The sequence below is a fragment of the Rhodococcus artemisiae genome (genome assembly GCF_036327795.1).
Taxonomy (GTDB): domain Bacteria; phylum Actinomycetota; class Actinomycetes; order Mycobacteriales; family Mycobacteriaceae; genus Rhodococcus; species Rhodococcus artemisiae.
Genome location: NZ_JAUTXY010000005.1, coordinates 45,395 through 71,738, shown reverse-complemented (window position 1 = coordinate 71,738; position 26,344 = coordinate 45,395). Strand labels below are relative to the sequence as shown.

Below are 26,344 nucleotides of genomic sequence, written 5' to 3'. Positions count from 1 at the left end.
CGAACTGCGCCCGTGAACCACTTTCTTCCCGATAACCCCTATTATCGGATGTCTGTCTCGCTCCCGCCCAGAGAAGCTTCTAAGTTGTGTGCATGGCAGACATTCTGGATTTTCCCGGCGGACTCAACGAGTCGGCATGGGAGCAGATGGCACTCGAGACTCTGGGCGAACTCGGCTGGCGGTACATCCACGGTAGCGACATCGCTCCCGGATCGGGTGAACGTACTTCGTGGGACGACCTTCTCGTACCCTCGCGCCTGCGCACAGCCATCGCAACACTGAATCCCACGCTACCTGCCAGCACCGTGGACGATGCGGTCGTGTTCGTTGCGACGGCCGGATCCACCGATGCAATCGCGGAGAACCGAACCATCCACGAGTACCTCACCGAGGGCCTGCGCGAGATCTCGTACACCGACGACGACGGCGTCGAGGTCACACCCACGATCCGGTTGGTCTCCGTCGAACCCGACGACAATGACTGGTTCGTCTCCAACCAGGTCACCGTAATTCGAGGGGACTATGAGCGCCGCTTCGACCTGGTGCTGTACATGAACGGAATGCCGGTAGCCGTGGTCGAGCTGAAGAACGCCGGCAGCGAATACGCAGGCCACACGGATGCCCACGCTCAACTGCAGACCTACCTGCGCGAATTCCCTCTGGCCTTCCGGTATGCCGTGATGGCCCTGGTGTCGGACGGGATCACGGCGTCCTATGGCACCCCGTTCACACCCTTCGAGCACTTCTCGCCGTGGAGCGTCGACGACGACGGCGCGCCAGTGGAACCCAGCGGTGAACGTCATCCGCTCGATACCGCCCTGGACGGATTGTTCAACCAGGAACGATTCCTGCAGCTTCTTCGTCACTACACTGCATTCGACGAGAGCGAGAACGGCCTGGTCAAGCGAATTGCGAAGCCGCACCAGTACTTCGCCGTCGCAAAAGCTGTGGGGTCGACCGTGATCGCAGTCGGCTCCGGAGGCAAGGCGGGCGTGGTGTGGCACACGCAGGGCTCGGGCAAGTCCATGGAGATGGAGCTCTATGCGAACCAGGTGATCCGTCACAAGGAGCTGGCCAACCCGACGGTCGTGGTGATCACCGACCGCAACGAGCTCGACGGCCAGCTCTACGAATCCTTCGCTCGGTCGCAGCTGCTACCTGAACAGCCCAAACAGATTCGCCGTCGTGAAGAGTTGCGTCAGGAGCTTTCCGGTCGTACCACCGGCGGCATCTACTTCACGACCCTGCAGAAGTTCGGCAAGAGTCGTGAGGAACGAGAGGCCGGACTCAATCACCCCGAGCTCTCCGCTCGTCGCAACATCATCGTGGTCGTCGACGAAGCTCACCGCAGCCACTACGACGATCTCGACGGATACGCTCGACATCTGCGCGATGCGCTCCCCAACGCAACTCTCATCGCATTCACCGGAACGCCTATCTCGTTCGAAGATCGCAATACTCGGGCCGTCTTCGGCGACTACATCGACGTCTACGACCTCACTCGCGCGGTCGACGACGGCGCAACTGTCCCCGTCCATTTCGAGAGTCGTCTCGTCAAGGTGTCGTTCGCCGGAGAGATCACCGAAGAGCAGATCGACGCGTCCGCAGACGAACTCACCGCCGGCCTCGACGACACCGAACGGACTCGGATCGAGAAGTCCGTTGCCGTCATCAACGCCGTCTACGGCACACCCGCACGCCTACAGATGCTCGCGGCAGATCTCGTCGAACACTGGGAGAATCGACGCTCCCAGATGGCGAAATTCGTGGGTTCGGAGGAAAATCCGACCGCGCCCGGTAAAGCGATGATCGTCGGCGCGACACGCGAGATCTGCGCAAACCTCTATGGCGAGATCGTCAAGCTGCGGCCGGATTGGCACTCCGACGACCTCTCGTCCGGGCGCATCAAGGTCGTGTACTCCGGCGACGCCACCGATCAGCCGCCCATCAGCAACCACGTGCGCCGTGACTCCGAGAACGCAGCGATCAAGAAGCGACTCAAGGACATCGACGACGAACTCGAACTCGTGATCGTCAAAGACATGATGCTCACCGGCTTCGATGCGCCACCCCTGCACACCCTGTATCTCGACCGCCCGCTCAAGGGGGCGCTGTTGATGCAGACGCTTGCCCGCGTCAACCGCACGTTCCGTGGCAAGAGCGACGGCCTGCTGGTCGCCTACGCGCCGGTCGCCGATAACCTCGCAGACGCCCTGGCGGAGTACACGGCGTCGGATCGCACGACCAAACCGCTGGGACGGCCTGTCGAAGAAGCGGTCGACGGGGTCAAGAACCTCATGACGATCCTGGGCAATATGCTCCACGGATTCGACTGGCGTGAGCGCCGCCGTGCTCCCGGACCGCGAGGCTGGCTGGATGCTGTTTTCGCGACCGTCGCGTTCTTGCGGGATCCGAAGAACCCCGAAAACCGGGCCGAGGAAGGTCAGAAGACTCTCGCCACCCGGTACCGGGAGAATGCGTCGCAGCTGTCTCGGGTGTGGGCGATCTGCGGCACGCACGAGGAGGTGCGCCCACTCGCCGCGGATGCCCGCTTCTTCGAAGAAGTACGCGTGTACATGGCGAAGTTCGACGCCGCCGACAGGCAGGCGAGCGGTGTCGCGGTGCCCGAGGACGTCAAACGTGCGTTGCGCGCATTGATGGCGGCGTCGGTGGAATCCGGTGAGGTGCTGGACATCTACGATGCGGCGGGCATGCCGAGACCATCGCTCGCCGATCTCAACGCGGACTTTCTCGAACGGACCCTGCAGGCGAAGAATCCGACCCTGGCAATCGAGGCGTTGCGCAAACTGGTGTCGGAAGAATCCCGCAAGGTTGCGCGCCACAACCTGGTTCGGCAGCGCGCATTCTCGCAGAAACTGCAAGAGCTGATGATCAAGTACACCAACAGTCAGCTCACCTCGGCCGAGGTGATCGCAGCACTCGTCGAAGTCGCGAAAGAGGTGCAGGCCGAATCGCAGCGTGGGCAGCGATTCGACCCGCCTCTCGGCGATCACGAGTTGTCGTTCTACGACGCGGTCTCCCAGAACGAGTCGGCGTTGGAAGGGATGGGCGACGACGTTCTTGCGCAGATCGCCCGGGAGCTCGTCGGTGTGATGCGGCGTGACGTCAAGACCGACTGGAAGGTCCGCGAGGACGTCAAAGCCAAGCTGCGGTCGCAGGTGAAGCGTCTGCTGACTCGATACAAGTACCCGCCGGACCGGCAGACCGGAGCAATCAAACTCGTGCTCGAGCAGATGGAGGCGATCGCACCCACCATGGCGGCCTGAACAGACGCCCCAGTGTGAGCGAATGTATCCTTCGCTACGTTGATCGAGACGGGTGTGCCATTCGTTCGGGGTGGGGGATGCTCGGAGCAAGGTCCGGACCGCGTCGCGAAACGTTACGGCCGGACGAGCACCTTGAGCGCTGTGCGGGAGTCCATCAGCCGATAGGCCTCGGCGACGTCGTCGAGAGTGGTCTCGGAGTCGAACACCCGGCCCGGGTCGATCTCCCCGCTGAGCACCTGCGGGATCGCCGCTTCGATGTACGCGCGAACGGGGGCCGGCCCGCCGTTGAGCGTGACGTTCTTACCGAACAGCGACCCGAAACCGACGGGCGCATCCTCGTATTGCGGTACCCCGACGCGGGATATGACGCCACCGGGCCGCACGACTCCGTATGCCTGTTCGTAGGCGGGCATGTGTCCGACTGCTTCGAGTACGACGTGGGAGCCCTCGCCACCGGTGAGCTCGAGCACCTTTGCGATGCCCTCGTCGCCACGCTCGGCGACCACGTCGGTGGCGCCGAAACGACGGCCGAGGCCTGTGCGGTCGACGTGACGACCCATGAGGATGATCTTGTCTGCACCCATCTGCTTCGACGCAAGCACTGCGGACAGACCCACTGCGCCGTCGCCGATGACGGTGACTGTCTTGCCCGGGCCGACGTTGCCCATGTGCGCGGCATGGTATCCGGTGAGGTAGACGTCGGACAGGGCGAGTAGCGACGGGAGTAATTTCTCGTCGACGTCGCCCGGGATCGGGACGAGAGTGCCCGAGGCCTGCGGTACGCGGATCATCTCGGCCTGCGCTCCACCGACACCGCCCGCGCCGTACCAGCCGCCGTGCTTGCACGCGGTGTGGAAACCCTCACGGCAGAACTCGCAGGTGTTGTCGGAGAAGGCGAATGGTGAGATCACGAGGTCGCCGACCTTCAGTCCGGTCACCTCGGATCCGAGTTCCTCGACGAGGCCGATGAACTCATGCCCCATCGGAGTGCCCTCCTCGCCCGTGGGCATCGAGTGGTAGGGGTGTAGATCGGATCCGCACACACAGGCCAGAGTGATTCGGACGAGTGCGTCGGTCGGCTGCACGATCGTGGGGTCGGGAACTTCCTCGACTCGCACGTCGCCGGCGCCGTACATGAATGTTGCTCGCATGAAGAAGAATTCCTGCTTGTGTAGTCGGGTTGATCAGGCTTCGGGAATCGCTCTTCCGAAGGATTCCAGGGTGATGGCCTCGGGTTCCGGGCCTCCGCGCACGCCGGTGTCGAGAGCGTCGATCGATGCCAGTTCGGCGTCGGTGAGCTCGAAGTCGGTGACAGCGAAGTTCTCGGCGATGCGGCTCGGGGTGACCGACTTGGGAATCGCGGACCGGCCCTGCTGCAGGTGCCAGCGCAACATCACCTGGGCGGCGGTCTTGTTGTGTGCGTCGCCGATCGCGCGGATGGTCGGGTCGTCGAGGGTGCTGCTGTTCTTTCCGTCGCGGTAGAAGGTGATGCCACCGATCGGCGACCAGGCCTGGGTGAGGGTTTCGTGTGCCTTGTCTGCGGCGAGTACTGCGGGCTGCTGGAAGTACGGATGCACCTCGATCTGATTGACGGCAGGTGTCACGGTGGCGGTTTCGAGCAATTGGTCGAGGTGCTCGACCATGAAGTTGCTGACGCCGATAGCGCGGACCTTGCCGTCGGCGAGCAGCGTTTCGAGCGCGCGGTAGGCCTCGCGCGTGAGGTCGAACCGCGAGGGGAGTGCCTGGTGAAGGATCAGCAGATCGAGTTGGTCGACGCCGAGTTTGCCCACGGCCTTGTCGAAGGCGTGCAGGGTGGCGTCGTAGCCGTAGTCGCTGATCCAGACTTTGGTCTCGATGAAGATGTCGGCGCGGTCCAGTCCGGATCGGCGAATCGCCTCGCCGACCTCCCGTTCGTTGCCGTAGGCGGCCGCGGTATCGATGTGCCGGTAACCGGTCTGCAGCGCGGCATCGACGGCGGCGATCGTCTCGGCCGGAGGCGTCTGGAATACGCCGAAGCCGAGCGCGGGCATGGTGACCCCATTGTTGAGCGTCAGGTCAGGAAGCGTGTTCGCAGGCATGGCCACCACGATAAGAGCGATTCGCAGAGTGTGGGAGGGTCTGACGGAACCCCCATTCGCCTGCCTGGGCTGTGCTGGGAGTAATGCCAGTACCTCCCACACGCTGATTTCCGGACGTACCGTCGATGACATGGACCTCAAGGCAGAGACGGCGGAGTTTCTCGCCTCACGACGTGCCCGGATCACTCCGGACAAGGCGGGGCTGCCCGCATACGGAGGGAGTAAACGGCGGGTGCCTGGATTGCGACGCGAAGAGGTGGCGATGCTCGCCGGTGTGAGCGTCGACTATTACACCCGCCTCGAACGAGGAAACCTCAACGGTGTGTCCGAATCGGTACTCGAGGCGTTGGCAGAGGCGCTGCAACTCGACGAAGCCGAGCGCACTCACCTGTTCGACCTCGCTCGCGCGGCGAACGCATCCGGCGTGGCGCGGTCGAGGGCCCGTCGTACGCCGCCTGCGAGTGTTCGCCCGGCTGTGCAGCGCATCCTCGACTCGATGGAGAGCGCGCCCGCTCTGGTGCGCAACGGTCGGCTCGATGTCCTGGCGACGAACCTCACGGCCAGGGCCTTGTATTCGCCGATGTACGATTCGCCGGAGCGAATCGCGAACAAACCGGTGAACTCTGCCCGATTCCACTTCCTCGATCTCGATGCTGCGCAGCAGTATTGGGGAGACAGGTGGGAGAAGATCGCCCACGATGCCGTCGCAATACTGCGAGCGGAGGCCGGGAAGAATCCCTACGACTCTGCGCTCATCGCGTTGGTCGGCGAACTGTCCACGCGTAGTGAGGATTTCCGTCGGATGTGGGCCTCTCACGACGTGCGTCTCCATCGCAGCGGCACCAAGGTCTTCCACCATCCGGTGGTAGGCCGACTCGAACTCGCCTACGAGGCGCTGGACCTTCCTGCCGATACCGGGTTGCAGCTCAACGTGTACACCGCTGTGCCGGGTTCGCCGTCCGACGACGGACTCAAGCTGCTCACCTCGTGGGCGGCCACGACTCCGGCCGCGCCCGAACCGTCGGCAGCGGTGACCCGATCTCGGAAGGACCTTTGACGGACAAGCCCGACGACGTCGCGTGCATAGCTCGCATATCAGGCATATCGGCGTGAATTGTGCCTCATAGGTCCGTCTGGATTGGCGCACCCGTCCGGTCCCTTCCTAGCCTGGGTGGTTGTGTCGAACGGAACGGGATCGCAGCAGGTGGTGGGCGCCGACCTGCCGATTCCCGCTCCGGCTGCCCCTTGGTCGGCGATGCTGGCGGTGCCGCGCCACGGACACCGGTGGTCCGGCGTCGCACGGGCGGCGCTGACGGTCGCATTGCCCGGGCTCGTGGGTGTCGCGGCGGGGTTCGGATCGATTGCCGCCATCGCAGCCCTCGGCGCGTTCGCCGTGGTCTACGGCGAGGGCCGGCCCTACCGGGTGCGCTGGCGAGTGGTCGCGATAATCGGGGCCGTGCTCGTCGCCTTGGCGGGTGTCGGTGCCGCCGTCGGGTCGGAGGTCCACCGAGCCGTGGTCGCGGGAGGCTCGGAGTGGTGGTCGATGGCGGTGGTCTTGACCATGACGGTGGTGGTCGCGTCATGCGCGTTCGTCGTCGATGCGCTACGACTCGGCGCGCCCGGCGCATTCCTTCTGTTGTTCACCTTGGAAATCGCCTCCGTCCTGCCCGCGGCCGGAGCCTCGGTTGCGTCGATCGTGGCGTGGACGGCGATCGGTGCGGGCACTGCGCTCATCGTCGCCATGTCCGGCGTCCTGGCTCGGCCCCGCACCCCGGAGAACATGATGGTGGGTGCTGCGATCGCCGCCGTGGATGCGGTGGTCGCGGATAATTCGCCGGCCCACCGCCGCACCGCTATGCACGACCTGCATGCGGCGTGGCAATGCCTGCATGATGCGGGTATCGCCGATTCCGGGCATCCGTTGGCGCGGACGCTGTACGCGGCTCACGTGCGTTGCGCGGCCGTCGTGGGCGGTCGCGACCGCGGTGAGGCCGGGCCCGCGGACGATCTACGTCCGGAGGTTCCGCTGCGTCGGCCGTCGGTGCGTTACCGCCTCGCTCGGGCGGCGCACCTGCGAGCTCGGTCGACGACCATCGTGGTGCGGTTGCTCGTGGCCTGCCCGGTGGCCGGGGCGATCGCAATTGCACTGGGAGTGGGTAGAGCGGATTGGGCGGTGATCACGGCCGCGATGATCCTGCATCAGGGACCGGACCGGATCCTCGGCACCTACCGAGCGGCCCACCGGTTCGTCGGCACCGTGCTCGGTCTCGCATTGCTGTCCGGTCTGGTGTTCTTCGAACTCCAGGGTGCCGCTCTCGTCGTGGTGCTGGCGTTGATGATGGCGGGGACCGAGAGTTTCCTGGTCCGGAACTACGGACTCGCGATGGTGTTCATCACCCCGCTTGCGGTGATCCTCGGGTCGCTCGGAACCATGGCAGACCTGACCACGGTCGCCCGAGACCGCTTCCTCGAAACCATCGTGGGTGTGGCCGTCGCGTTGGTCGTCATGTGGTGTGTGCTGCCCCGCGCTCATCGCCGGACTCTCACGTTTGCGGATGGCCGTATCCGCGACGCCATCTCGCGGATCACCCATGCGACCGACGGCAGAGAACTCTCCGAGCTTCGTCGCGATCTCGAATTCGACCTGCATGCCTCTACCGCGGCGGCCATCACGGCTGCGCACAGCGACCCTGCCTGGGCTCGCGACCACTGGCCGGAGCACCGTCGTCTGCACGAACTCGGCTACCGGATCCTGGCGTCGCCCGATTCGAAGTCCTGATCAGGAACCGAGCAGCTCCTGGAGATCGTCGAGCACGAGCATGGCGCCGGTCGGGCCGAGTCCGAGGAACCAGGTTTCATCGCTGACCCGCTCCACTCGTCCGTCCTGGACTGCCTCGATCTGGTTCCAGAGCGGTCCGGAAACGACCGCGGCTTCGCCGGTGTCCTCGGGTCGGCCGTAACTGGTGTAGAAGATCCGGTCGCCTGCAGCTTCCGTGATGGTTTCGGGACCGATCTCGACTGCCAGTTCCTCGATGTCCTGGATTTCGGGCCGGGGGAGCCCGACGTCCTGCAGGATCACACCGATGAACGACAGGTTCCCGTAGAGCCGGAGCCGTCCCGACATGAATCGGACGAGGGAGATCGTGGGAGACCCGTCGATCGACGCGCGCACTTCGTCGGCGCGTGCCTGGTATTCGTTCAGGGTTTCTACCGCGGTGTCCTCTTCACCCAGAGCATCGCCGACGAGGAGGAAGTTCTCCTTCCACGGAAATCCGGGCCTGATACTGAATACCGTCGGTGCGATCTCCGAGAGCTGAGGATAGAGCGTGTCCGCTCGGAGTTTGCTGCCGAGAATCAGATCGGGTTGGAGCGCGCTGATCGCTTCGAGATTGAGGTTGTTGACCGTTCCGACGTCGGTGATGCCGTCGAGTTGGTCGGCAAGGTAGGACGGTTGCCCCGACGCGCTTTCCGGGCTGGCCAAGCCGACCGGAGTGATGCCGAGCGACAGGACGTCGTCGAGTTCGCCGCTGTCGAGCACGACCACTCGTTCGGGCTTGCTGTCGATGACGGTGTCGCCGAGAGCGTGTGTGACTGTGCGCGGGAACACTCCGGGTTCGGCGTCACTGCCCAGCTTCGCCGTTTCGGTGTCGGCGGTGCTGAACTGCGCACCACCGGTCGCGACATCGGCGTTCCCTGCGCCTTGGCTCGGCGTTTCTGTTGTACCGCAGGAGGCAAGGAAGACGGTCGCAAGGGCTGCGACGCCGACGCGTGACCAGATTCTCGACATGAAGGTGAGGCTAACTTGTCGGTGTTCGGTGACCATGCGGTGCCCCTGACCAATTTCCCGGGTGAGGGAACCAAACCGCCCTTCGATGCATCCAAGTATGTGACGGGGGAGCTTGCCTCCGTGCACACAGCGAAATCGCAATCGGAGGAAGAATGACCCAGCAGTTCCAGCAGCATGGCTTCCAGCACGGCGCGGCGCCGGAATATTCACGGCCGCCGCTGCCTGCGCAGAACACAGGCTGGGCGGTTGCCGCGATGCTCTTCTTCTGGCCGCTCGCGTTCTCGGCCTTCAGCAACTCGGCCAAGGTTTTCCCGCTGTGGACGATGGGTGATTACGAAGGTGCGCATCGCGCGTCGGCGCAGGCGAAGAAGCTCGGCAAGATCTCACTGATGATCTGGGTGGTCTTCATGGTTCTGCTCGTCGTCCTGTACGTTGTCATCTTTGCGGTGGCTATGGCCAGTGTCGAAGCGGTGACCGACTACCCGTCCTATCGCTGAGTCGGGAGGTTCGGCCGACCGGGCGGACTCTTCGGTGCGCATGGAAATATGGTGCGACAGAACAGCCATGGTGAACAGGCCGAGCGCAAGAGTGGGGAGCGCACCGAATCCGGACGTGGCGAAGTTCGCCAACGCATTCAGCGCGGTGAAGATCAGTGCGGCGGTCCGAACAGTGCGCAGGGCCCGCAGTGAGTCCCTGCGGTGGACGGCGATCATTGCGGGGAGGGCCATCAACAGCGTGATCGACGCGCTCACGAACAGGATTCCGCCGGTGATTCCCATCCTGTCGATCTCGATCCGAACGTCGTCGGTGTCGACATGCACGCCACCGGATACGAGCTGTACGACACCGAACACCACGCCGACCGCCGCGGCCAGGACCATGAGCCACCCGACGATCGGAACCCATCGGGGACTGCGGAAGAAACCGGGGATGAGGCCTACTGCGAATCGCTTACCGGACTCGATGCGGTCGTCGCGGTGACCCGCGGAATCGAGAATCATGCGTATCCCGGCGACTGCGTTAGGGGCGCTGCCGAGTTTCTGCGCTTCGTCGAGCATGCGTGCGGCGGCCTCGCGTCGGTGCGGAGGAATCCCACCCGCGAGGCCGTCCGCGGCGATGGCCGCAGCGTTCGCGAGATACTCGGCCGCCGTGGGAGGCCGGGCGATGCGAATGAGCCGATTCGCCACCAGGACGAGGACGATGAGCACGTACATGATCTCCGCGGACGGACCGTAAAAGTAGTCGTTGTCCTTGGTGACGAACTTGCCGATCTCGTCGAGGAGCAGGCCGAATCCGATGCCGCCGACCACCACCGCGAGCACCCGCGGCCCGAAACCGAGAAACAACCAACCGATCAGAAGGGCTGCCATCATCGCGGCCCCGCCGTAAAGGGCGTGCGCAATATGCAGTGTCGCCCCGCCCACTTGGGGATAGCCGGTCAGCGCCAGATACAGCCGAGTGACGAGGATCGTGATGATGGCGATGACCAAGAACGCTTCGGCATACGAACTGCCGTAAGCGGTGCGCAGGACACGGCCCTGGGGGTTCTTGGAACTGGCTGCCACGAATCCTGATTCAACAGGATGGGCAGAGGTTTCATGCCAGGTTTGCGGGCACAGTGATAACAAATATTGTTATCATGGCAATCGTGACTGCTGCATTCGGCGACTTCGTGCGGGCTCGCAGGGGCATTCTGGGGCTCACCCAGCGTGATCTTGCGACTCGTTCCGGCGTTAAACAGCCATTGATCGCCGCGGTCGAGAGCGGGCGGCGGGTGCCGTCCGAAGCGGCACGGACAGCGCTGATGGAAGCGCTTGTGCTGCGACCGTCAGTAGCGTTGGCGATGCGGCGTGACGAGGTGAAAAAGCTCTTCGCGCGAGCGAATCTACCCGAGCCGCAGATATTCGGGTCGGTGGCGCGCGGCGACGACGAACCGTCGTCCGACCTCGATCTGATCGTGGACTTCACCGACGGGCATGACATCGTGGATCTGCTGACGCTTCAGGACGACCTCGAAGACCTACTGACTGTGCGTGTGGAGGTCATCGATGGCAGGGGCGCAGGAAAAGTCATGGGAAGCGCGCGAGCGGACTCTGTTGCGCTGTGAATGAACCCGAATCAGTGCGCGACGCACGAGTACGCCGCAGACTGGAGGATCTCTCGGATTTCGCAGCTGATGCCGCCTATACCGTCGGCCTCGGATTGGATGCATATCTCGAGGACAGTGCGCCGGGAAGAGTTCTCCGCAACAACGGTCGGCATATTCTGATTCAGGTGGCCACCGTCGTCGAGAAGCTGCCGGACGCATACAAGTCAGCACACTCGGATATCGAGTGGGTGGCGATCGGCCGGATGCGGAACCTCATCGCACATCACTATGACAAGGTCAACGATCGTCTCGTCTACACCACCCTGGCGACACGGATCCCTGATCTCGTCGACAAACTCGGTCTGGTCGACTGATCGGTCCGGCGATCACTCAACTTCTGCAAGCCCGTACTCGGGCCGACCGGCCGGCACATACGAGCAGATGGTCACACCCGACTTGGTGGTGCGGGACTCGACGAGCGTCAGTGCGGTGTCGAGTCCCTGGTCGAACAGCCGCCGACCCTGTCCGACGACGACCGGGAAGGTGAGCAACCGGTATTCGTCCACCAGGTCGTGGTCGTGAAGGACGCGGACGAGTTCGATGCTTCCGTGCACCTGTAGTTCGCGACCGGGTTGCTTCTTCAGTGCGGCCACTGCAGACGGGATGTCGTGGTCGAGCACGGTCGTCGGACCCCACGCCGGCTCGGTGAGCGTGCGCGACGCGACGTACTTGGGGAGGGTGTTGAGCGCGTGGGCGACCGGGTCCTCGGGGTCGGTCGAGTTGGGCCACGACGCGGCGAAGATGTCGAACGTCTTCCGCCCGAGCAGAAACGCGTCGACCAGCGCGAACACTTCGTCGATGAATTCGCCGGTGTCTTCGTCGAACAGTGGAACGACCCAGCCGCCCCGGGTGAAGCCTCCGCTGAGGTCTTCCTCGGGGCCGCCGGGCCCTTGTGCCACTCCGTCGACCGATACGAACGTCGTCACTGTGAGCTTCATGGTCTCCTCTTCCGGACGGTGTCCCGAAGGTAGACCCGGGAGCTACTGGAAACTCATCGCCTTGGCCTTGCGACGGTGGAGAACGGTGCACGTACCGGCGATGGCGGCGGTGAGCGCACCGGTCGCGAGCAATTGCGTGCGGGCGGCACCGTCGAACAGGGCAAGCACCACGATGCCGGCGAGCAGACCGAGCGTCGCGTACGACAGATACGGGAAGCCCCACATCTTCAGCGGCAGTGTGTCCTCGGTACCGTTGCGTCGAGCTCGACGTCGCAACACCATGTGCGACACGGCGACGAACGTCCACAGCACCAGGATCGTGGAGCCGACGGCGTTGAGCAGCAGCGGCAGCACCTTGTCGGGATAGGCGTAGTTCAGCCCGACAGTGACGAATCCGAACGCCACCGACGCGAGCACCGCATTGCGGGGGACGCCGTTCTTCGCGGTGCGCCCGAATGCGGGATGCGCCGAGCCCCGGTGCGACAGCGAGAAGATCATCCGCGACGCACTGAACAGCATCGCGTTGAGCGACGACAGTAGCGCCACCACCACGATCACCGTCATCACCGCCGCTGCCCCCGGCACCGCGCCGGCCTGCAGCACTGCGACGAACGGTCCCGTGGCGAGGTCTTCCGACGTCCACGGCAGAATCGTCACCATCACCAGCACGGAACCGATGTAGAACACCAGGATCCGCCAGACGAGGGTGCGCACGGCGCGGCCGACATTGCGTCGCGGATCGGACGTTTCGGCAGCGGCGATCGCGATGATCTCGGTGCCACCGAATGCGAAGATCACGATCAGCAGGCCGGCAGCAATACCCGCGATACCGGTGGGTGCGAAACCGCCGTGAGCCGTGAGGTTGGCGAACCCGGTGGTGTCGAAGGTGGGCATCCAGCCCGCGATCATGGCGACACCGATCGCGAGGAACGCAACAATCGCTGTGATCTTGATTGCGGCGAACCAGAATTCGACCTCACCGAATCGTTTGACACCCACGAGGTTCACGCCGGTGAGGACGACCATGTAGAACAGCGCCGACGCCCACTGCGGGATCCCCGGCAGCGCCACCGCGGTGATCGCTGCTGCGCCTGTCGCCTCGGCGGCGATCACGATGATGACCTGAATCCAGTACAGCCAGCCGATGGTGCGTCCAGCGACCGGACCCAGCGCCGCTTCGGTGTGTGTGGAGAACGCGCCGCTGGCCGGATTCGCCGCCGCCATCTCGCCCATCATCCGCATGATGAACACCACGAGCACGGCCGCGACCAGGAACGAAATCAGGATCGCCGGGCCGGCGACCGCGATACCCGCGCCGGACCCGACGAACAGACCCGCTCCGATCGCGCCGCCGAGGCTCATCATCACGAGCTGGCGCGGTTTCATCGCGCGATGTAGCCCCGCGGGTTCGGCCGTGGTGGCCGGTGCGGCGACCAGGGTGTCAGTCATCGATGCGCTCCCCTGCCGGGACGAGCTGGTCGAGGGCGATCTCGAACGCCGTAGCAGCGAGGCCGGTGCGCTCGGGTGAGCGGCCGTGGCAGCGCCGCAGCGCGGTCGCGATGGTGTCGGAGACGTCTCCGAAGATCGCGGCGTCGGACACCTCCACTTCGCCCTCCATGAGCTGGGCGAATGCACGGGCCATGCCGCAGTTGGCGATGAAATCCGGGATGACGGCAACAGACTTGTCGGCGTGTTCGTAGGTCGGGCCGTAGAAGATCTCGTCGTCGGCGAACGGAACATTGGCACCGCTCGCGATCACCTCGAGCCCCGCGGCGACCATCCGGTCGACCTGCTCGCGGGTGACGAGACGGCTTGCAGCGCAGGGGAGGAAGATCTCGGCGCCGAGATCCCAGATCTGTTCGTTCACCTCGGCGAAGGGCATCATGCGGTCGCTGTGCAACGCGTTGCCGTTGCGGGTGAGCAGCAAGGTGCGGATCTCGTCGAACGACAGGCCCTCAGGCTCGAGGATTCCACCGTCGCGGTCGATGATGCCGACGATCCGGGCACCGGCCTGCGCGAGATAGTAGGCAGCTGCTGCGCCTACGTTGCCCCAACCCTGGACGATGACGCGCTTGCCTGCGAGATCGTCTCCGGGGTAGAGGCTTCGGTGGTGGCGCACCGATTCTGCGACGCCCCATCCGGTGATCAGGTCGGCGACGGTGTATTTCGAGTCGAGGGCCGGAGTGAACCGCGAATCCTCGACCACTTTCGCGACGCCGAGTCGCAACTGGCCGACGCGCTGGATGCGCTGGCGTTCGTCGTTGCCGAAATGTCCTGTGACGACCCCTTCCTGCGGATGCCACAGGCCGTTGGCCTCGGTGATCGGGACGACCTCGGCCATCTCGTCGACATTGAGGTCGCCGCCGGTGCCGTAGTAGGCGCGCAGCAACGGTGCGACGGCGGCGAACCAGCGTCGGAGAACCTCGTCCTTGCGAGGGTCGGACGGATCGAAGTCGATGCCGGACTTGGCGCCGCCGATCGCCGGTCCCGATACGGTGAACTTGATTTCCATGGTCTTCGCGAGGGATTCGACTTCGCGGCGGTCCAGTCCACGCCGCATGCGGGTACCGCCGCCGGCCGCTCCGCCGCGTAAGGAGTTGATGACGACCCAGCCGCGTGCGGTGGTGTCGGTGTCGTGCCATTCGAAGACGATCTCGGGGGCCTTGTCTTCGAATTTCGTCAGCAGGTTCTTCATGGGAGAGAACTGTGACGGCAGTAACAATCTGACCGCAACTGCGGTTCAGGCAACTGTGCACGCTGCGGAGGTTCGGTTGAGTACTGAAGCAATTTTCTGTGCAATTCGTCCAGTTGAGTAGGTTCCCGCTGGTGGATCGGGTCAACGACGATATGCGGGGGCCTTCGCCGATCGTTCGGGTTCGAGGGTCCGGAGCAGCGGCATCGCGCGGTAGTGCACCACCTCCGACAGCACCATGACACTCGTCGATCGGGCGACGATCGACGAGCGGTTCAATTCGATGAGGGTCTGCTGTAGCCCGATGTGTGAATCGGCACCGATGCGGCACAGGATGTCGCCGGCGCCGGTGGTGGCGAATGCTTCGAGCACACCGGGGATCGCCTCGAGCACGTCGGTGACTGCTTCGAGTGCACCCTGGACGATTTCCATCGTCACGAATGCCTGGACCTCGAAACCTGCTGCAGACAAGTTGATTCTGGGTTCATAGCCAGCGATGACACCGGTGTCCTCGAGGCGTTTGAGGCGTGCCGACACCGTGGCGCGTGCGACCGTCAGGCGGCGTGACAGTTCGAGCGCGCCGACCTTCGGATCGGTGTGCAGTGCCTCGAGAAGCGCAAAATCCAACTCGTCCAGTTGCACGGGCTCACGCATGGCGGGTCCTTCCCATCGAGCCACAAATTCTAGACCGATTGTATAGCTGAACGGCGCCTCCCCTGTGGATTCGAGCCAACCCGACCAGTTGGGAAAGGCGACGTTGCGCGACGACATTCGATGGGTTTTTCCTGGTGATACACGACACATCGACCGGTGCCGCGGACGGCGGCAGGAGGTTCACGACATGACGCTCGAATACACCCTCACCGACAGCGAGAAACTCGCCCACCTCGACGCCGACGAGCTGCATCGTCTCGTCGGGCTCGTCGAATACGACAGTGAGAGTGACCCGTTCCCGGTGAGCGGCTGGGATGCGGTGGTGTGGGTGGTCGGCAACGCGACCCAGACCGCCCACTACTTCCAGTCCGTCTACGGAATGGAACTCGTCGCGTATTCCGGCCCGAACACCGGAAATCGCGACCATCATGCATATGTATTACGCAGCGGTGCAGTGCGATTCGTGATCAAGGGCGCGGTCGACCCGAACAGTGCGCTGATCGAGCATCACCGACTCCACGGTGACGGGGTCGTCGATATCGCGCTGCAGGTGCCCGACGTCGACAAGTGCATCGAGCATGCCCGCCTGCAGGGGGCGACGATCATCGAGGAACCCCGCGACACCGCGGACGAGCACGGCACCGTACGTACCGCGGCAATCGCGACGTACGGCGACACCCGGCACACCCTCGTCGACCGGTCGCGCTACAACGGGCCTTACCTGCCCGGATACGTCGAGCGCACGTCGACCTTCCGTAAGCGTGACGGTGCTCCGAAGCGGCTGTTCCAGGCCCTCGACCACGTGGTCGGCAATGTCGAACTCGGCCGGATGGACGAGTGGGTGGGCTTCTACAACCGTGTCATGGGGTTCACGAACATGGCCGAGTTCGTCGGCGACGACATCGCCACCGACTACTCGGCGCTCATGAGCAAGGTGGTGTGCAACGGCAATCACCGCGTGAAGTTCCCGCTCAACGAGCCGGCGATCGCCAAGAAGCGCTCGCAGATCGACGAGTATCTCGACTTCTATCAGGGTCCGGGAGCGCAGCATCTTGCGTTGGCCACCAACGACATTCTCACCACGGTCGATCAGTTGCGAGATGAGGGCGTCGAATTTCTCGCCACCCCCGACGCATACTACGAGGATCCTGAACTGCGTGCGCGGATCGGTGAGGTGCGCGTGCCGATCGAGGAACTCAAGAAGCGGGGGATCCTCGTCGACCGCGACGAAGACGGCTATCTGCTGCAGATCTTCACCAAGCCGATCGGTGATCGTCCGACCGTGTTCTTCGAACTGATCGAGCGCCACGGATCGCTCGGTTTCGGGAAGGGAAACTTCAAGGCCCTCTTCGAAGCGATCGAGCGGGAGCAGGCTGCGCGCGGCAATTTCTGATTGCACGATGAGTTCCTTACGTCGGACGGGTCTGCCCTGGCAGAAACTCCGAGTGAAGGGACCGACCGATGCCGAAGTCTGCACACCCCTATGTTGCTGGGGAACGGCGGGATCTCCTCGAGGTGCTCGACCGGCTCGACGAGCGGCAGTGGGATATCGCGTCGTTGTGCGAGGAGTGGAGGATCCGAGAGGTGCTCGCGCACACCACCACAGCGTTTCGCTACAGCATTCCGAGACTCGCGCTCGCCATGGTGAAGGCGCGGGGCGACATCAACCGCGCGTCCGACGCGTGCGCCCGCGCCGACACGCGCGCATTGCCATCGACTTCTTCGGTGCCGACCTGACCGGTGTTCGTCTGCAGGCCGATGATCACGACTGGTCGTACGGCACCGGTTCCACTGTCACCGGATCGGCGCAGCATCTCCTGCTGGTCTTGGCCGGCCGGACCCTGCCACCGGGTCTGTTGGCGGGGGAGCAGAGCGGGCGGTTCACCGCAGGGGTGTGAACCGCCCGCTGGAGTCAGGCGAGCTGCGTGAGTTGGACGCGCAGCGCCTGCTCGGTCTGTCGTACGGCCGTGCCCACGATCGGCTCGATGAGCTTGCCGAGGGCACGGCCGGCGAGTCCTCCGGGAAGTTCGTAACCGAAGATGACGTCCAGGCGTGCCTGCCGGTCGTCGAGTTCGGTGAACCTCCACGACGATGACGTCCGGAACCCCGAAATCGACGACAACACGATCGCCTTGCTGTGTTCCCACTCGACGATCTCGACGCGGGAATCGAGGTTCTTCGGGCCGACCCGCATGGTGGCATCGAACTTCGCGCCGAGGCCGTGGATCTGTGCTCCGACCGGCTCGAATCGGACGACGCCGAACATCCAGTCGGGGACGGTCCGGTGGTCGTCGATGTAGTCGAACGCGACGTCGACGGGAACCTCCGCGACGGCGGTGTGGTGGACCTCGATCATGGCGGGCGGGTTCCCTTCAAGATTTGTTTCTGTTACGAACAGTAGCTGTTACCTTCTGGCGCGGGAAGGGATACGGATGGATTTTTCCCCGAAATGCCGGAAAACCTGTTTCACTCTCCGATGGATCACGTGGTTCCCATCACTCAGGAGGCTCGGTGAAGGTAAAAGCGGCAGTCATCAAGGGCGTAAACCAGCCGTGGGAGATCGAGGAGATCGATCTCGGCGACCCGGTGGCGGGTGAAGTGCAGGTCAAGCTCGCGGCGTCGGGTCTGTGCCACTCCGACGAGCATCTGAGGACCGGGGCCTCGCCGCTTCCGTCGTTCCCTGCGCTCGGCGGTCACGAAGGTGCCGGCGTTGTCACCAAGGTCGGACCGGGCGTGACCAGCGTGGAGGAGGGCGACCACGTCGTTCTCGCGTTCATCCCGGCATGCGGGCGGTGTCGCTCGTGCGCGAAGGGGTTGCAGAACATCTGCGACGAGGGTGCCGGACTCCTGACCGGAAAGGCGATCTCCGACAAAACCAATCGTGTGACCCTGGGCGGTGAGCCGGTCATTCAGATGTGCCTGCTCGGCACCTTCGCCCCGTACGTCACGGTCAACGAGGCGTCGGTCATCAAGATCGAGAAGGATATCCCTCTCGAGAAGGCGGCGCTTCTCGGTTGCGGCGTCGCGACCGGCTGGGGATCGGCGACGGCGATCGGCGGAACCAAGGTCGGTGACGCGGTGGTGGTCATCGGCGTCGGTGGCGTCGGTATCAATTCCGTGCAGGGCGCTGCCCACGCAGGTGCGCGCTTCGTGATCGCAATCGACCCCGTCGAATTCAAACGGGACAAGGCGAAGGAGTTCGGCGCGACACACACGTTCGCGTCGCTCGAGGAAGCTGCGCCCGTGATCGGTGAAATCACCTGGGGTGCAATGGCCGACGTCACCATCATCACCGTCGGTGAGATCCACGGCGACATGATCGCACCGGCGCTCGCGGTGACGGCGAAGGGCGGCCAGGTGGTGGTCGTCGGTATGGGCGACGCGCGGGACACCGATGTCACCATGAGCCTGTTCGAGCTCACGCTGTTGCAGAAGCGGGTGCAGGGCGCGATCTTCGGCGGTGTCGGGCCGCGTTCGCAGATCCCGAAGCTGCTCGAGCTCTACCGCAACAACCAGCTCGACCTGGACGGCCTCGTCACCAAAACCTACAAACTCGAGGACATCAACGAGGGCTATGCCGACATGCTTGCCGGCAAGAACCTGCGCGGTGTCATCGTCTACGGCGACGACGACTACTGAATCTGTGAGGATGGCCGTCCTTTACCGTGATGTCCATGGACACGCGTGAGGATCAGGTCTCCGGCGACGCCGGGTCGTGGCGACACTACGGCCCGGTGTCATTGCCGAAACCCCTCGCTGCGGCACTCGACGCGTTCGCTGAGCGAGGCTACGACGGCACGTCGATCCGGGAGGTCGCCGCACGCGCGGGACTCTCTGTCCCCGGTCTCTATCACCATTACCCGTCCAAGCAGGCGCTTCTGGTGTCGCTGACGACGGCCGTCATGAACGAGCTGCTGGACCGTAGTCGGCGCGCCCTCTCAGAAGCCGGCCCGACCCCGTCCGAGCGGTTCGACGCGGTGGTGGAGTCGCTGCTGCGGTTCCACATGTTCCGCCGCGACCAGGCCTTCGTGGCCTCTACGGAGATGCGCAGCATGGAGCCGGAGAGTCGTGAGGCGTACGTCGCGCTGCGCGACGAACAGCAGCGAATGATCGATGAGATCATCGAGGCCGGGGTCGAGTCGGGCGAGTTCACCACGCCGTTTCCCAGGGATGCGGGGCGTGCGGTGGCCACCATGTGTATCGGGGTGGCCGATTGGTACCGCCCGGATGGCATGCTCACGCCCGATGAACTCGTCGAGCGGAATCTCGCGATCGCGCGCAGTGCAGTGGGAGCGCTCTGAGTCCTGGTTCCTTGACCGCACCGATGCCGGTGTGTCACCGTATCCAGAACCGAGCGATCGATCGGTCGGTGTGGAGAGGGAGTGATCATGGCAGTCGATCTGTCGTATTCGGATCAGGTAACCGGCCTGGTCGCGAAGACCGAAGCATTCATCCGCGACCACGTGTTGCCCATCGAGGACGCGCACGGCGGTGACATCACTGCGGCCGGGGGCGACGCCGTCCGCACCGACCTGCAGAAAGCCGCGAAGGACGCCGGTGTCTTCGCGCCTCACGCCCCCATCGAGTACGGCGGGCACGGACTCGGTATGTCCGACCGCGCACCCGTCTTCGAAGCGGCCGGCTACTCGCTCTTCGGCCCCACCGCGCTGAACATCGCCGCACCCGACGAGGGCAACGTGCATATGCTCGCGCACATCGCGAGCGACGAGCAGAAGCAGCAGTTCCTCGCACCGCTCGCAGCGGGTGACGTGCGTTCCGCGTTCGCGATGACCGAACCCGCCCCCGGTGCCGGTGCCGACCCCAACGCCCTCAACACACTCGCCGAGAAGGTGTCGGGCGGCTGGAAAATCAACGGACGCAAGCACTTCATCACCGGAGCCGATGGCGCCGGATTCTTCATCATCATGGCCCGCACCTCCGGTGAACCCGGTCAGCGTGGCGGGGCCACCATGTTCCTCGCGCCCGCCGATACCGAGGGGCTGACGGTCGGCCGGCACATCGCCACCCTCGACAAGTCGATGCTCGGCGGTCATTGCGAGGTGGCGTTCGAGGATCTGTTCGTACCGGACTCCGCCGTTCTCGGTGAGGTCGACCAAGGCTTCGCCTACGCGCAGGTCCGTCTGGGCCCCGCCCGCATGACCCACGTGATGCGCTGGCTCGGTGCTGCCCGCCGCGGCCACGACATCGCCGTCGGTTACGTCGCCGAACGCGAGGGTTTCGGATCGAAGCTCGGTGATCTCGGAATGATCCAGAAGATGGTCGCCGACAACGAGATCGACATCGCCGCTACCCGCGCTCTACTCACACAGGCATGCTGGGAGCTCGACCAGGGTTCGCACGCCGCCAACGCCACGTCCATCGCAAAGACGTTCGCCGCCGAGGCGATCTTCCGGATCGTCGACCGATCGGTGCAGATGTGCGGTGGTCTCGGTGTTTCCGAAGACCTTCCACTCGCACGTCTCTCGCGTGAGGTGCGTCCGTTCCGCGTCTACGACGGACCGTCCGAGGTGCACCGCTGGGCCATCGCCAAGCGCACCGTCGGTGCTGCTCGTAAGGCTGCTGCAGCGAAGGCGGCCCGGTCGTGACCGTGGTCGAGCACGAAGGCCTGGATCTTCCTGCTCTCCAGCGTTTCCTGTCGGAATCCGGAGTCGGTCTCGACGGTGAGCTGCGCGCGGAACTCATCTCCGGCGGCAAATCGAACCTCACCTACGGGATCTTCGACGACACGTCGAAATGGGTTCTCCGCCGTCCGCCCACCGCGGGTCTGACACCCTCCGCACACGATGTGGCCCGAGAATTCCGCATCACCTCGGCGCTGCAGGACAGCGGAGTCCCGGTTGCGCGGACGGTCGCGCTGTGCGAGGACGACGCAGTGATGGGTGCGCCCTTCACCGTCGTCGAGCACATCGACGGCCGCGTCATCCGCAGCAAGGACGATCTCGACACGCTGACCGACGACGAGATCACGGGCTGCACCGACGAACTCGTTCGCATCATTGCTGCGCTGCACAACGTCGACTTCGTCGCGGTGGGTCTCGGCGAACTCGGTCGCCCCGACGGATATGTCACGCGGCAGGTGAAGCTGTGGGCCGGCCAGTGGGGCCGCGTCAAGACCCGGGAACTTCCCGACCTCGACCGCCTCCATGCCACCCTCGCCGACGCGATTCCCGAATCACCCGCGCCGTCGATCGTGCACGGCGACTACCGGATCGACAACACCATCCTCGACAAGAACGATGCGAGCAAAATTGCCGCAGTGGTGGATTGGGAACTGTCGACGCTCGGTGATCCGCTCACCGATCTCGCGTTGATGTGCGTCTACCGGCACCCGGCGCTCGACGACGTGCTCGGCTTCCCAGCCGCGTGGACGAGCTCCCGGCTGCCGGCCGACAACGACCTCGTTCAGCGCTACGCCGTGGCCTCCGGTCGCGAGATCGCACACTGGGACTTCTACATGGGTCTCGCGTATTTCAAACTCGCAGTGATCGCGGAAGGGATCAACCACCGGTGGCGCGTCGGCGCGACCATCGGTGAGGGTTTCGACAAAGCAGGAGAAGCGGTTCCGGCGCTCGTCGCAGCCGGACTGGATGCAGTGAAGGGAGCGTTCTCGTGACTGCGAGTGCACTGGTCACCGGAGCGTCGCGCGGCATCGGGCTGGGTGTCGCGCTGAGGCTCGCCGAGCAGGGCTATGCCCTGACGATCTCGGCGCGCGGCGAGGAGCGGCTCGAGAAGGCGGCCGCACACCTGCGCGAGGCGGGTGCCTCGGAGGTGCGCGCGGTCGCTGCGGATCTCGCCGATCCCGAAGCACCGGCACGGGTGGTGGGCGCGCACGAAGAATCGTTCGGCACGATGCGTGCGCTGATCCTCAACGCCGGCGTCGGCACTGCGGGTGCGATCGCGGACTTCCCGGCGCGACGCTTCGACAAGACGCTCGCGGTGAACCTTGCTGCACCGTTCGCGCTGCTCCAGGCTTCGCTGCCGTTGCTGCGGGCAGCTGCTGCAGCCGATCCCGCCCGGGGCGCGAAGGTGGTGGCGTTGTCGTCCATCACCGGTGTCTATGCCGAAGCCGGACTCGCTGCCTACGGGGCGACGAAGGCCGCGCTGATCTCCCTGGTCGAGACCCTCAATCTCGAGGAGTCCGGCAACGGGGTCTCCGCGTCGGCGATCGCGCCGGCCTACGTCGACACCGACATGTCCGACTGGATCAAGGAGAAGATCCCCGCCGAGTCGATGCTCGAGGTGAACGACGTCGTCGAATTGGTCGACGCGCTGCTCAAGTTGTCGTCGCGGGCGGTGCTGCCGCGGCTGGTGCTCAGCCGCGCGGGATCGAGCATGTACGAGGCCTGACGAATCGGCGGTGTCCCGACCCCCTCCCCCCTTTGTGAGCGAATGGCTCACTCGTCTCCGTAGTCGAGACGGGTGAGCCATTCGCTCAGTTGGGGTCCATGTCTTCGACACGGGCAGGTGCGGGCAACCTCACGTTTCCACCGACCCGTGCGTCTACCTCGTGAAGACCTTGCACCGGATGGAAGGATCGAAGCCGTGACCGCATCACGAACCCACACCGTGATCGACTCGCCGATCGGCGAGCTGACCCTCGTGAACACCGACGGCATGCTGTCGGGCCTGTACATGTCCGATCACCAACCGGCACCCGACGCCACCACCTTCGGGCCACAGACGTCCGAGGGGTTCGACGAGGCCGTCGGGCAACTTCGCGAGTACTTCGACGGCACACGGACGACGTTTACGTTCCCGATAGCGCCGGTCGGCACGGAGTTCCAGCGCACCGTGTGGACGGCCCTCCGGGCGATCGAATACGGAACCACGTCGACGTATGGGGAAGTCGCGGCATCGATCGGCCGGCCCACCGCGGTCCGGGCGGTCGCGGCGGCCAACGCACGGAATCCGCTGAGCATCATCGTTCCGTGTCATCGCGTCATCGGCAGCGGCGGGCGGCTTACCGGGTATGCAGGGGGAGTCGAACGCAAACAGTTCCTCCTCGAACAAGAGGCGCGGATCGCCCATGCCCCCACGCCGTCCTGATGCGCACCTGCCACCGTTCGAGCGGGTCGTCGCCGACCACGGCCCGACGGTGCTCCGGGTATGCCGCGCCATGCTCAGCGCCGCCGACGCCGACGACGCATGGTCGGAGACGTTCCTGGCTGCTCTGCGTGCCTATCCGGATCTGAAGCCGGGTGCCAACATCGAGGCATGGCTCGTGACCATCGCTCATCGCAAGGCCATCGACGTCCACCGCGTGCACGGGCGAACACCGGTACCCACCGAGACGCTGCCCGAGCGCGCCTCGACCACCGACCTCCCCGGCACCGGCGACGATGAACTGTGGGGCGAGGTCGCGGCATTGCCGTTCACCCAGCGGGCCGCGCTCGTCTACCACTACCTCGGAGGAATGCCGTACGCGGAGATCGGTGAACTTCTCGGCAACACCGCAGAGGCCGCGCGCCGCGCAGCCTCCGACGGTCGTGCAGCGTTGCGACGTCGCTACAGCACAGAGACAGGGAGCGTGAAATGACCTTTCCGATGCCACCGGTCTCGACGCCCGACCTCGCATGGCTACATCAGCGGCTCACGATCGACGCCGAAGCTGCAGGCCTCCTCGACGTCGCGTACCGAATCCTCGACACCCCCGTCGGCCCGCTGCTGCTCGCGGCAACCGAGGCGGGACTCGTGAGGGTGGCGTATGTCGTCGATGGCCTGGACGACGTGCTCGGCGAACTCGCCGCGCGGATCAGTCCTCGGATCCTCGAATCTCCGGCACGGCTCGACACCGCGGCAGCTCAGCTCGACGAGTACTTCGAGGGTGCTCGGTCGTCGTTCGATCTGCCTCTCGATCTCAGACTCGCGACCGGGTTCCGTCGCGACGTGATCACGCACCTACCCGACATTGCCTACGGACATACGGCCAGCTACGCGGAGGTCGCGGCGGCGGCCGGCAGCCCCAGAGCGGTGCGCGCTGTGGGTACGGCGTGCGCGAAAAATCCGCTGCCGGTGGTCATTCCCTGCCATCGGGTGGTGCGCAGCGACGGCGGGATCGGGCAGTATGCAGGGGGAGTCGACGCGAAACGGATCCTGCTGAGTCTCGAGACCGCGGCATGACCACGCTGCGATTGCCGTTGACACCGCCGTTCGCTGCGTCGGCGATGCTCGATGCGCTGCGGAGTCACACCGTTGCAGGATACGAACGGCACGACGCACAGACCCGCACCCACAGCCGTGCGGTCGGGGGTCGCGGAGGTCCCGCGGTCGTGTCGGTGACGTTCGGGGACGATCCGGAAGCCGCGCACCTCACTGCGCGGATCGATGCCACCGATAATCGAGATGTTGCCGAACTCGAACGGTGCATTACCGCCTGGCTCGACCTCGACGCGGAGTCGGCCGCGATCGACGCCGTGCTGGGCACAGACCCGTTGCTCGCGCCGTTCGTGTCGGCGAGGCCCGGTCTGCGCGTGCTCGGTGCCACCGACTGGTTCGCCACCGCCGTGCAGACAGTGATCGGGCAACAGGTGAGTCTCGCGGCGGCCGCGACCTTCACGTCGAGACTCGTTGCTGCATATGGTGAACCTGCGTCAGCCGGGTTGCGGTGCTTCCCGACACCGCAGCGTCTCGCGGGTGTGGACCCGGACGAACTGAAGGCGACGGTGCGGGTCACGGGTGCGCGTTCCCGCACGGTGCACGCACTCGCGACCGCCGCGGCCGACGGACTCGACGCGACGCCGACCGCCGACTTCCGAACAGAACTGCTGGCCCTACCGGGAATCGGACCGTGGACCGTCGACTACCTGTCGCTGCGTGCACTCGGAGACCGCGACGCGTATCCCTCCGGCGACCTGGTGCTGCGCCGAGCGTTGGGAGGCATCACCGCCGGTGAGGCGACCACGCGCGCCGAACCCTGGCGGCCGTGGCGCGCTTACGCCGTATCGCACCTGTGGGCCTCCGCCGCCTACTCGAGAGGCCTCGGTCCCTGAGAGTAACGGCCGGCCGGCGAGATCGTCGCCGACGCTCAGCTGGCGAGATGCCGGTATGAATCGCGGTGTTCCGGCGCGACGATCGCCTCCAACACAAACCGCAATTGCGCGTGTGCGTATGTCTCCGCGGTGAATTTGGGTGCGAAGTGCCAGTGCTTGAGTGACCATCCATGCGCGATCATCATCAGATCGAACGACATGAGGTCGACATCGAGGTCGTTCATGAGCCCGGCCTCCACGCCGTCTTCGAGGGCATCCCGCAGTGGTGCCGACGTGGTCACCTCGAGTTCCTTGAGGGTGTCGCGTCCGCGCTGGTCGAGGGTCCGGCTCTCCCTGTAGGTGAGGGCGACGGCGTGGAGGTTCTCGTCGACGATCTGCACGTAGCGGTGAAAACCGGCGGCCAGCCTCTCGATCGGGTCGCTGCCGGCCGCGTCCATGGCGGGTGCGATGCGGTCGCGGAATTGATCGAGGATGTCCACGATCGTGGCGAGGAGGATCTCCTCCTTGCCGCCGAAGTACTTGTAGATGAGGCCGACACTGACTTTCGCTTCGTCGGCGAGCGCCTGCATCGACATTTGGTGGAATCCGGTGCGTTGCATCACTACGACGGCGGCGTCGAGTACCTGCCGTCGGCGCGAACTCGCACGGACGGCGCGCACCGCCTCTTCGACCTGCACTCCCGCGCTGTCCTTGGCCACGTCGGCTCCTCCCGATCGGCGGGCCACCGCCGATCGGGTCCACCGTAGGCC

At 64.8% G+C, this 26,344-nt stretch carries 28 protein-coding genes; 18 read left to right on the top strand and 10 right to left on the bottom strand.

Going from position 1 to position 26,344, the window contains the following annotated elements:
* The first annotated feature begins 92 nt into the window (after positions 1 to 92).
* Positions 93 to 3,287 (top strand): type I restriction endonuclease subunit R, encoded by a 3,195-nt coding sequence (locus Q7514_RS12755; protein WP_330133637.1) that lies wholly within the window; start codon positions 93 to 95, stop codon positions 3,285 to 3,287.
* Positions 3,288 to 3,400: 113 nt separating this feature from the next.
* Here the strand turns inward: Q7514_RS12755 and Q7514_RS12750 are convergent, their stop codons facing one another.
* Together Q7514_RS12750 and Q7514_RS12745 are read right to left on the bottom strand one after the other, a co-directional pair.
* Positions 3,401 to 4,438: an alcohol dehydrogenase catalytic domain-containing protein gene (locus Q7514_RS12750; RefSeq protein ID WP_330133636.1), complete on the bottom strand. Its 1,038-nt coding sequence runs from the start codon at positions 4,436 to 4,438 to the stop codon at positions 3,401 to 3,403.
* 33 nt (positions 4,439 to 4,471) lie between these two features.
* Entirely contained in the window at positions 4,472 to 5,365 is an 894-nt protein-coding gene (locus tag Q7514_RS12745; RefSeq protein ID WP_330133635.1) for an aldo/keto reductase, read from the bottom strand.
* 130 nt (positions 5,366 to 5,495) lie between these two features.
* On the opposite strand from Q7514_RS12745, the gene Q7514_RS12740 reads away from it, so the two are divergent.
* On the top strand, positions 5,496 to 6,422 hold the full coding sequence (locus tag Q7514_RS12740; RefSeq protein ID WP_330133634.1) for a helix-turn-helix transcriptional regulator: 927 nt from the start codon (positions 5,496 to 5,498) through the stop codon (positions 6,420 to 6,422).
* Between the two features lie 198 nt (positions 6,423 to 6,620).
* Positions 6,621 to 8,144 (top strand): FUSC family protein, encoded by a 1,524-nt coding sequence (locus Q7514_RS12735; RefSeq protein ID WP_408016090.1) that lies wholly within the window; start codon positions 6,621 to 6,623, stop codon positions 8,142 to 8,144.
* On the opposite strand, the gene Q7514_RS12730 is transcribed toward Q7514_RS12735, so the two are convergent.
* Positions 8,145 to 9,152, bottom strand: a complete 1,008-nt coding sequence (locus tag Q7514_RS12730) for an ABC transporter substrate-binding protein (RefSeq protein ID WP_330133632.1) — start codon at positions 9,150 to 9,152, stop codon at positions 8,145 to 8,147.
* A gap of 152 nt (positions 9,153 to 9,304) precedes the next feature.
* On the opposite strand from Q7514_RS12730, the gene Q7514_RS12725 reads away from it, so the two are divergent.
* Positions 9,305 to 9,649, top strand: a complete 345-nt coding sequence (locus tag Q7514_RS12725; protein WP_330133631.1) for a CD225/dispanin family protein — start codon at positions 9,305 to 9,307, stop codon at positions 9,647 to 9,649.
* On the opposite strand, the gene Q7514_RS12720 is transcribed toward Q7514_RS12725, so the two are convergent.
* A complete protein-coding gene (locus Q7514_RS12720) occupies positions 9,536 to 10,717 on the bottom strand; it encodes a hypothetical protein (RefSeq protein WP_330133630.1) in 1,182 nt (393 codons plus the stop codon). The two genes, Q7514_RS12725 and Q7514_RS12720, sit on opposite strands and share 114 nt — an antisense overlap.
* Before the next feature lie 83 nt (positions 10,718 to 10,800).
* On the opposite strand from Q7514_RS12720, the gene Q7514_RS12715 reads away from it, so the two are divergent.
* Together Q7514_RS12715 and Q7514_RS12710 are read left to right on the top strand one after the other, a co-directional pair.
* Positions 10,801 to 11,259: a helix-turn-helix domain-containing protein gene (locus Q7514_RS12715; RefSeq protein WP_330133629.1), complete on the top strand. Its 459-nt coding sequence runs from the start codon at positions 10,801 to 10,803 to the stop codon at positions 11,257 to 11,259.
* Entirely contained in the window at positions 11,256 to 11,615 is a 360-nt protein-coding gene (locus tag Q7514_RS12710) for a HepT-like ribonuclease domain-containing protein (RefSeq protein WP_330133628.1), read from the top strand. The genes Q7514_RS12715 and Q7514_RS12710 overlap by 4 nt, the downstream gene beginning before the upstream one ends.
* Positions 11,616 to 11,627: 12 nt before the next feature.
* Here the strand turns inward: Q7514_RS12710 and Q7514_RS12705 are convergent, their stop codons facing one another.
* The 4 genes from Q7514_RS12705 to Q7514_RS12690 all read right to left on the bottom strand — a co-directional run bounded on the left by Q7514_RS12705 (position 11,628) and on the right by Q7514_RS12690 (position 15,585).
* Positions 11,628 to 12,239 (bottom strand): dihydrofolate reductase family protein, encoded by a 612-nt coding sequence (locus tag Q7514_RS12705; protein ID WP_330133627.1) that lies wholly within the window; start codon positions 12,237 to 12,239, stop codon positions 11,628 to 11,630.
* A 42-nt stretch (positions 12,240 to 12,281) separates the two neighbouring features.
* On the bottom strand, positions 12,282 to 13,688 hold the full coding sequence (locus tag Q7514_RS12700) for an amino acid permease (protein WP_330133626.1): 1,407 nt from the start codon (positions 13,686 to 13,688) through the stop codon (positions 12,282 to 12,284).
* Entirely contained in the window at positions 13,681 to 14,934 is a 1,254-nt protein-coding gene (locus Q7514_RS12695; protein WP_330133625.1) for a Glu/Leu/Phe/Val dehydrogenase dimerization domain-containing protein, read from the bottom strand. The genes Q7514_RS12700 and Q7514_RS12695 overlap by 8 nt, the downstream gene beginning before the upstream one ends.
* Positions 14,935 to 15,075: 141 nt before the next feature.
* Positions 15,076 to 15,585: an Lrp/AsnC family transcriptional regulator gene (locus tag Q7514_RS12690; protein ID WP_330133624.1), complete on the bottom strand. Its 510-nt coding sequence runs from the start codon at positions 15,583 to 15,585 to the stop codon at positions 15,076 to 15,078.
* A 187-nt stretch (positions 15,586 to 15,772) separates the two neighbouring features.
* Between Q7514_RS12690 and hppD the strand changes: the two genes are divergently transcribed.
* From hppD to Q7514_RS12675, 3 genes are all read left to right on the top strand, one after another.
* Complete coding sequence (hppD, locus tag Q7514_RS12685; RefSeq protein ID WP_330133623.1) at positions 15,773 to 16,978, top strand: 4-hydroxyphenylpyruvate dioxygenase; 1,206 nt, start codon at positions 15,773 to 15,775, stop codon at positions 16,976 to 16,978.
* A gap of 68 nt (positions 16,979 to 17,046) precedes the next feature.
* The gene (locus Q7514_RS12680) at positions 17,047 to 17,322 is read left to right on the top strand and encodes a maleylpyruvate isomerase N-terminal domain-containing protein (RefSeq protein WP_330133622.1); all 276 of its coding nucleotides are present in this window, start codon (positions 17,047 to 17,049) and stop codon (positions 17,320 to 17,322) included.
* Positions 17,268 to 17,483 carry a hypothetical protein gene (locus tag Q7514_RS12675; RefSeq protein WP_330133945.1) on the top strand — a complete coding sequence of 72 codons (216 nt, stop codon included), beginning with the start codon at positions 17,268 to 17,270 and terminating at the stop codon, positions 17,481 to 17,483. Before Q7514_RS12680 ends, Q7514_RS12675 begins: the two co-directional genes overlap by 55 nt.
* Before the next feature lie 14 nt (positions 17,484 to 17,497).
* Here the strand turns inward: Q7514_RS12675 and Q7514_RS12670 are convergent, their stop codons facing one another.
* A complete protein-coding gene (locus Q7514_RS12670) occupies positions 17,498 to 17,941 on the bottom strand; it encodes an SRPBCC family protein (RefSeq protein ID WP_330133621.1) in 444 nt (147 codons plus the stop codon).
* Positions 17,942 to 18,096: 155 nt separating this feature from the next.
* Here Q7514_RS12670 and Q7514_RS12665 point away from each other — a divergent pair, with 155 nt between their 5' ends.
* The 9 genes from Q7514_RS12665 (at position 18,097) to Q7514_RS12625 (ending at position 25,595) form a co-directional block, all read left to right on the top strand.
* Entirely contained in the window at positions 18,097 to 19,224 is a 1,128-nt protein-coding gene (locus Q7514_RS12665; protein ID WP_330133620.1) for an NDMA-dependent alcohol dehydrogenase, read from the top strand.
* Between the two features lie 35 nt (positions 19,225 to 19,259).
* Positions 19,260 to 19,886, top strand: a complete 627-nt coding sequence (locus tag Q7514_RS12660; RefSeq protein WP_330133619.1) for a TetR/AcrR family transcriptional regulator — start codon at positions 19,260 to 19,262, stop codon at positions 19,884 to 19,886.
* 87 nt (positions 19,887 to 19,973) lie between these two features.
* On the top strand, positions 19,974 to 21,191 hold the full coding sequence (locus tag Q7514_RS12655; protein WP_330133618.1) for an acyl-CoA dehydrogenase family protein: 1,218 nt from the start codon (positions 19,974 to 19,976) through the stop codon (positions 21,189 to 21,191).
* A gap of 2 nt (positions 21,192 to 21,193) precedes the next feature.
* Positions 21,194 to 22,219, top strand: coding sequence for a phosphotransferase family protein (locus tag Q7514_RS12650; RefSeq protein ID WP_330133924.1), 1,026 nt, complete (start codon positions 21,194 to 21,196; stop codon positions 22,217 to 22,219).
* Positions 22,216 to 22,953: an SDR family NAD(P)-dependent oxidoreductase gene (locus Q7514_RS12645; protein ID WP_330133617.1), complete on the top strand. Its 738-nt coding sequence runs from the start codon at positions 22,216 to 22,218 to the stop codon at positions 22,951 to 22,953. Before Q7514_RS12650 ends, Q7514_RS12645 begins: the two co-directional genes overlap by 4 nt.
* 195 nt (positions 22,954 to 23,148) lie before the next feature.
* A complete protein-coding gene (locus tag Q7514_RS12640; protein ID WP_330133616.1) occupies positions 23,149 to 23,652 on the top strand; it encodes a methylated-DNA--[protein]-cysteine S-methyltransferase in 504 nt (167 codons plus the stop codon).
* Entirely contained in the window at positions 23,633 to 24,142 is a 510-nt protein-coding gene (locus Q7514_RS12635) for an RNA polymerase sigma factor (protein WP_330133615.1), read from the top strand. Before Q7514_RS12640 ends, Q7514_RS12635 begins: the two co-directional genes overlap by 20 nt.
* Before the next feature lie 8 nt (positions 24,143 to 24,150).
* On the top strand, positions 24,151 to 24,726 hold the full coding sequence (locus tag Q7514_RS12630) for a methylated-DNA--[protein]-cysteine S-methyltransferase (protein ID WP_408016089.1): 576 nt from the start codon (positions 24,151 to 24,153) through the stop codon (positions 24,724 to 24,726).
* Positions 24,723 to 25,595 (top strand): DNA-3-methyladenine glycosylase family protein, encoded by an 873-nt coding sequence (locus Q7514_RS12625; RefSeq protein ID WP_330133613.1) that lies wholly within the window; start codon positions 24,723 to 24,725, stop codon positions 25,593 to 25,595. The genes Q7514_RS12630 and Q7514_RS12625 overlap by 4 nt, the downstream gene beginning before the upstream one ends.
* A gap of 35 nt (positions 25,596 to 25,630) precedes the next feature.
* Here Q7514_RS12625 and Q7514_RS12620 read toward each other — a convergent pair whose 3' ends face one another.
* Positions 25,631 to 26,293 carry a TetR/AcrR family transcriptional regulator gene (locus Q7514_RS12620; protein WP_330133612.1) on the bottom strand — a complete coding sequence of 221 codons (663 nt, stop codon included), beginning with the start codon at positions 26,291 to 26,293 and terminating at the stop codon, positions 25,631 to 25,633.
* Between the last annotated feature and the right edge of the window lie 51 nt (positions 26,294 to 26,344).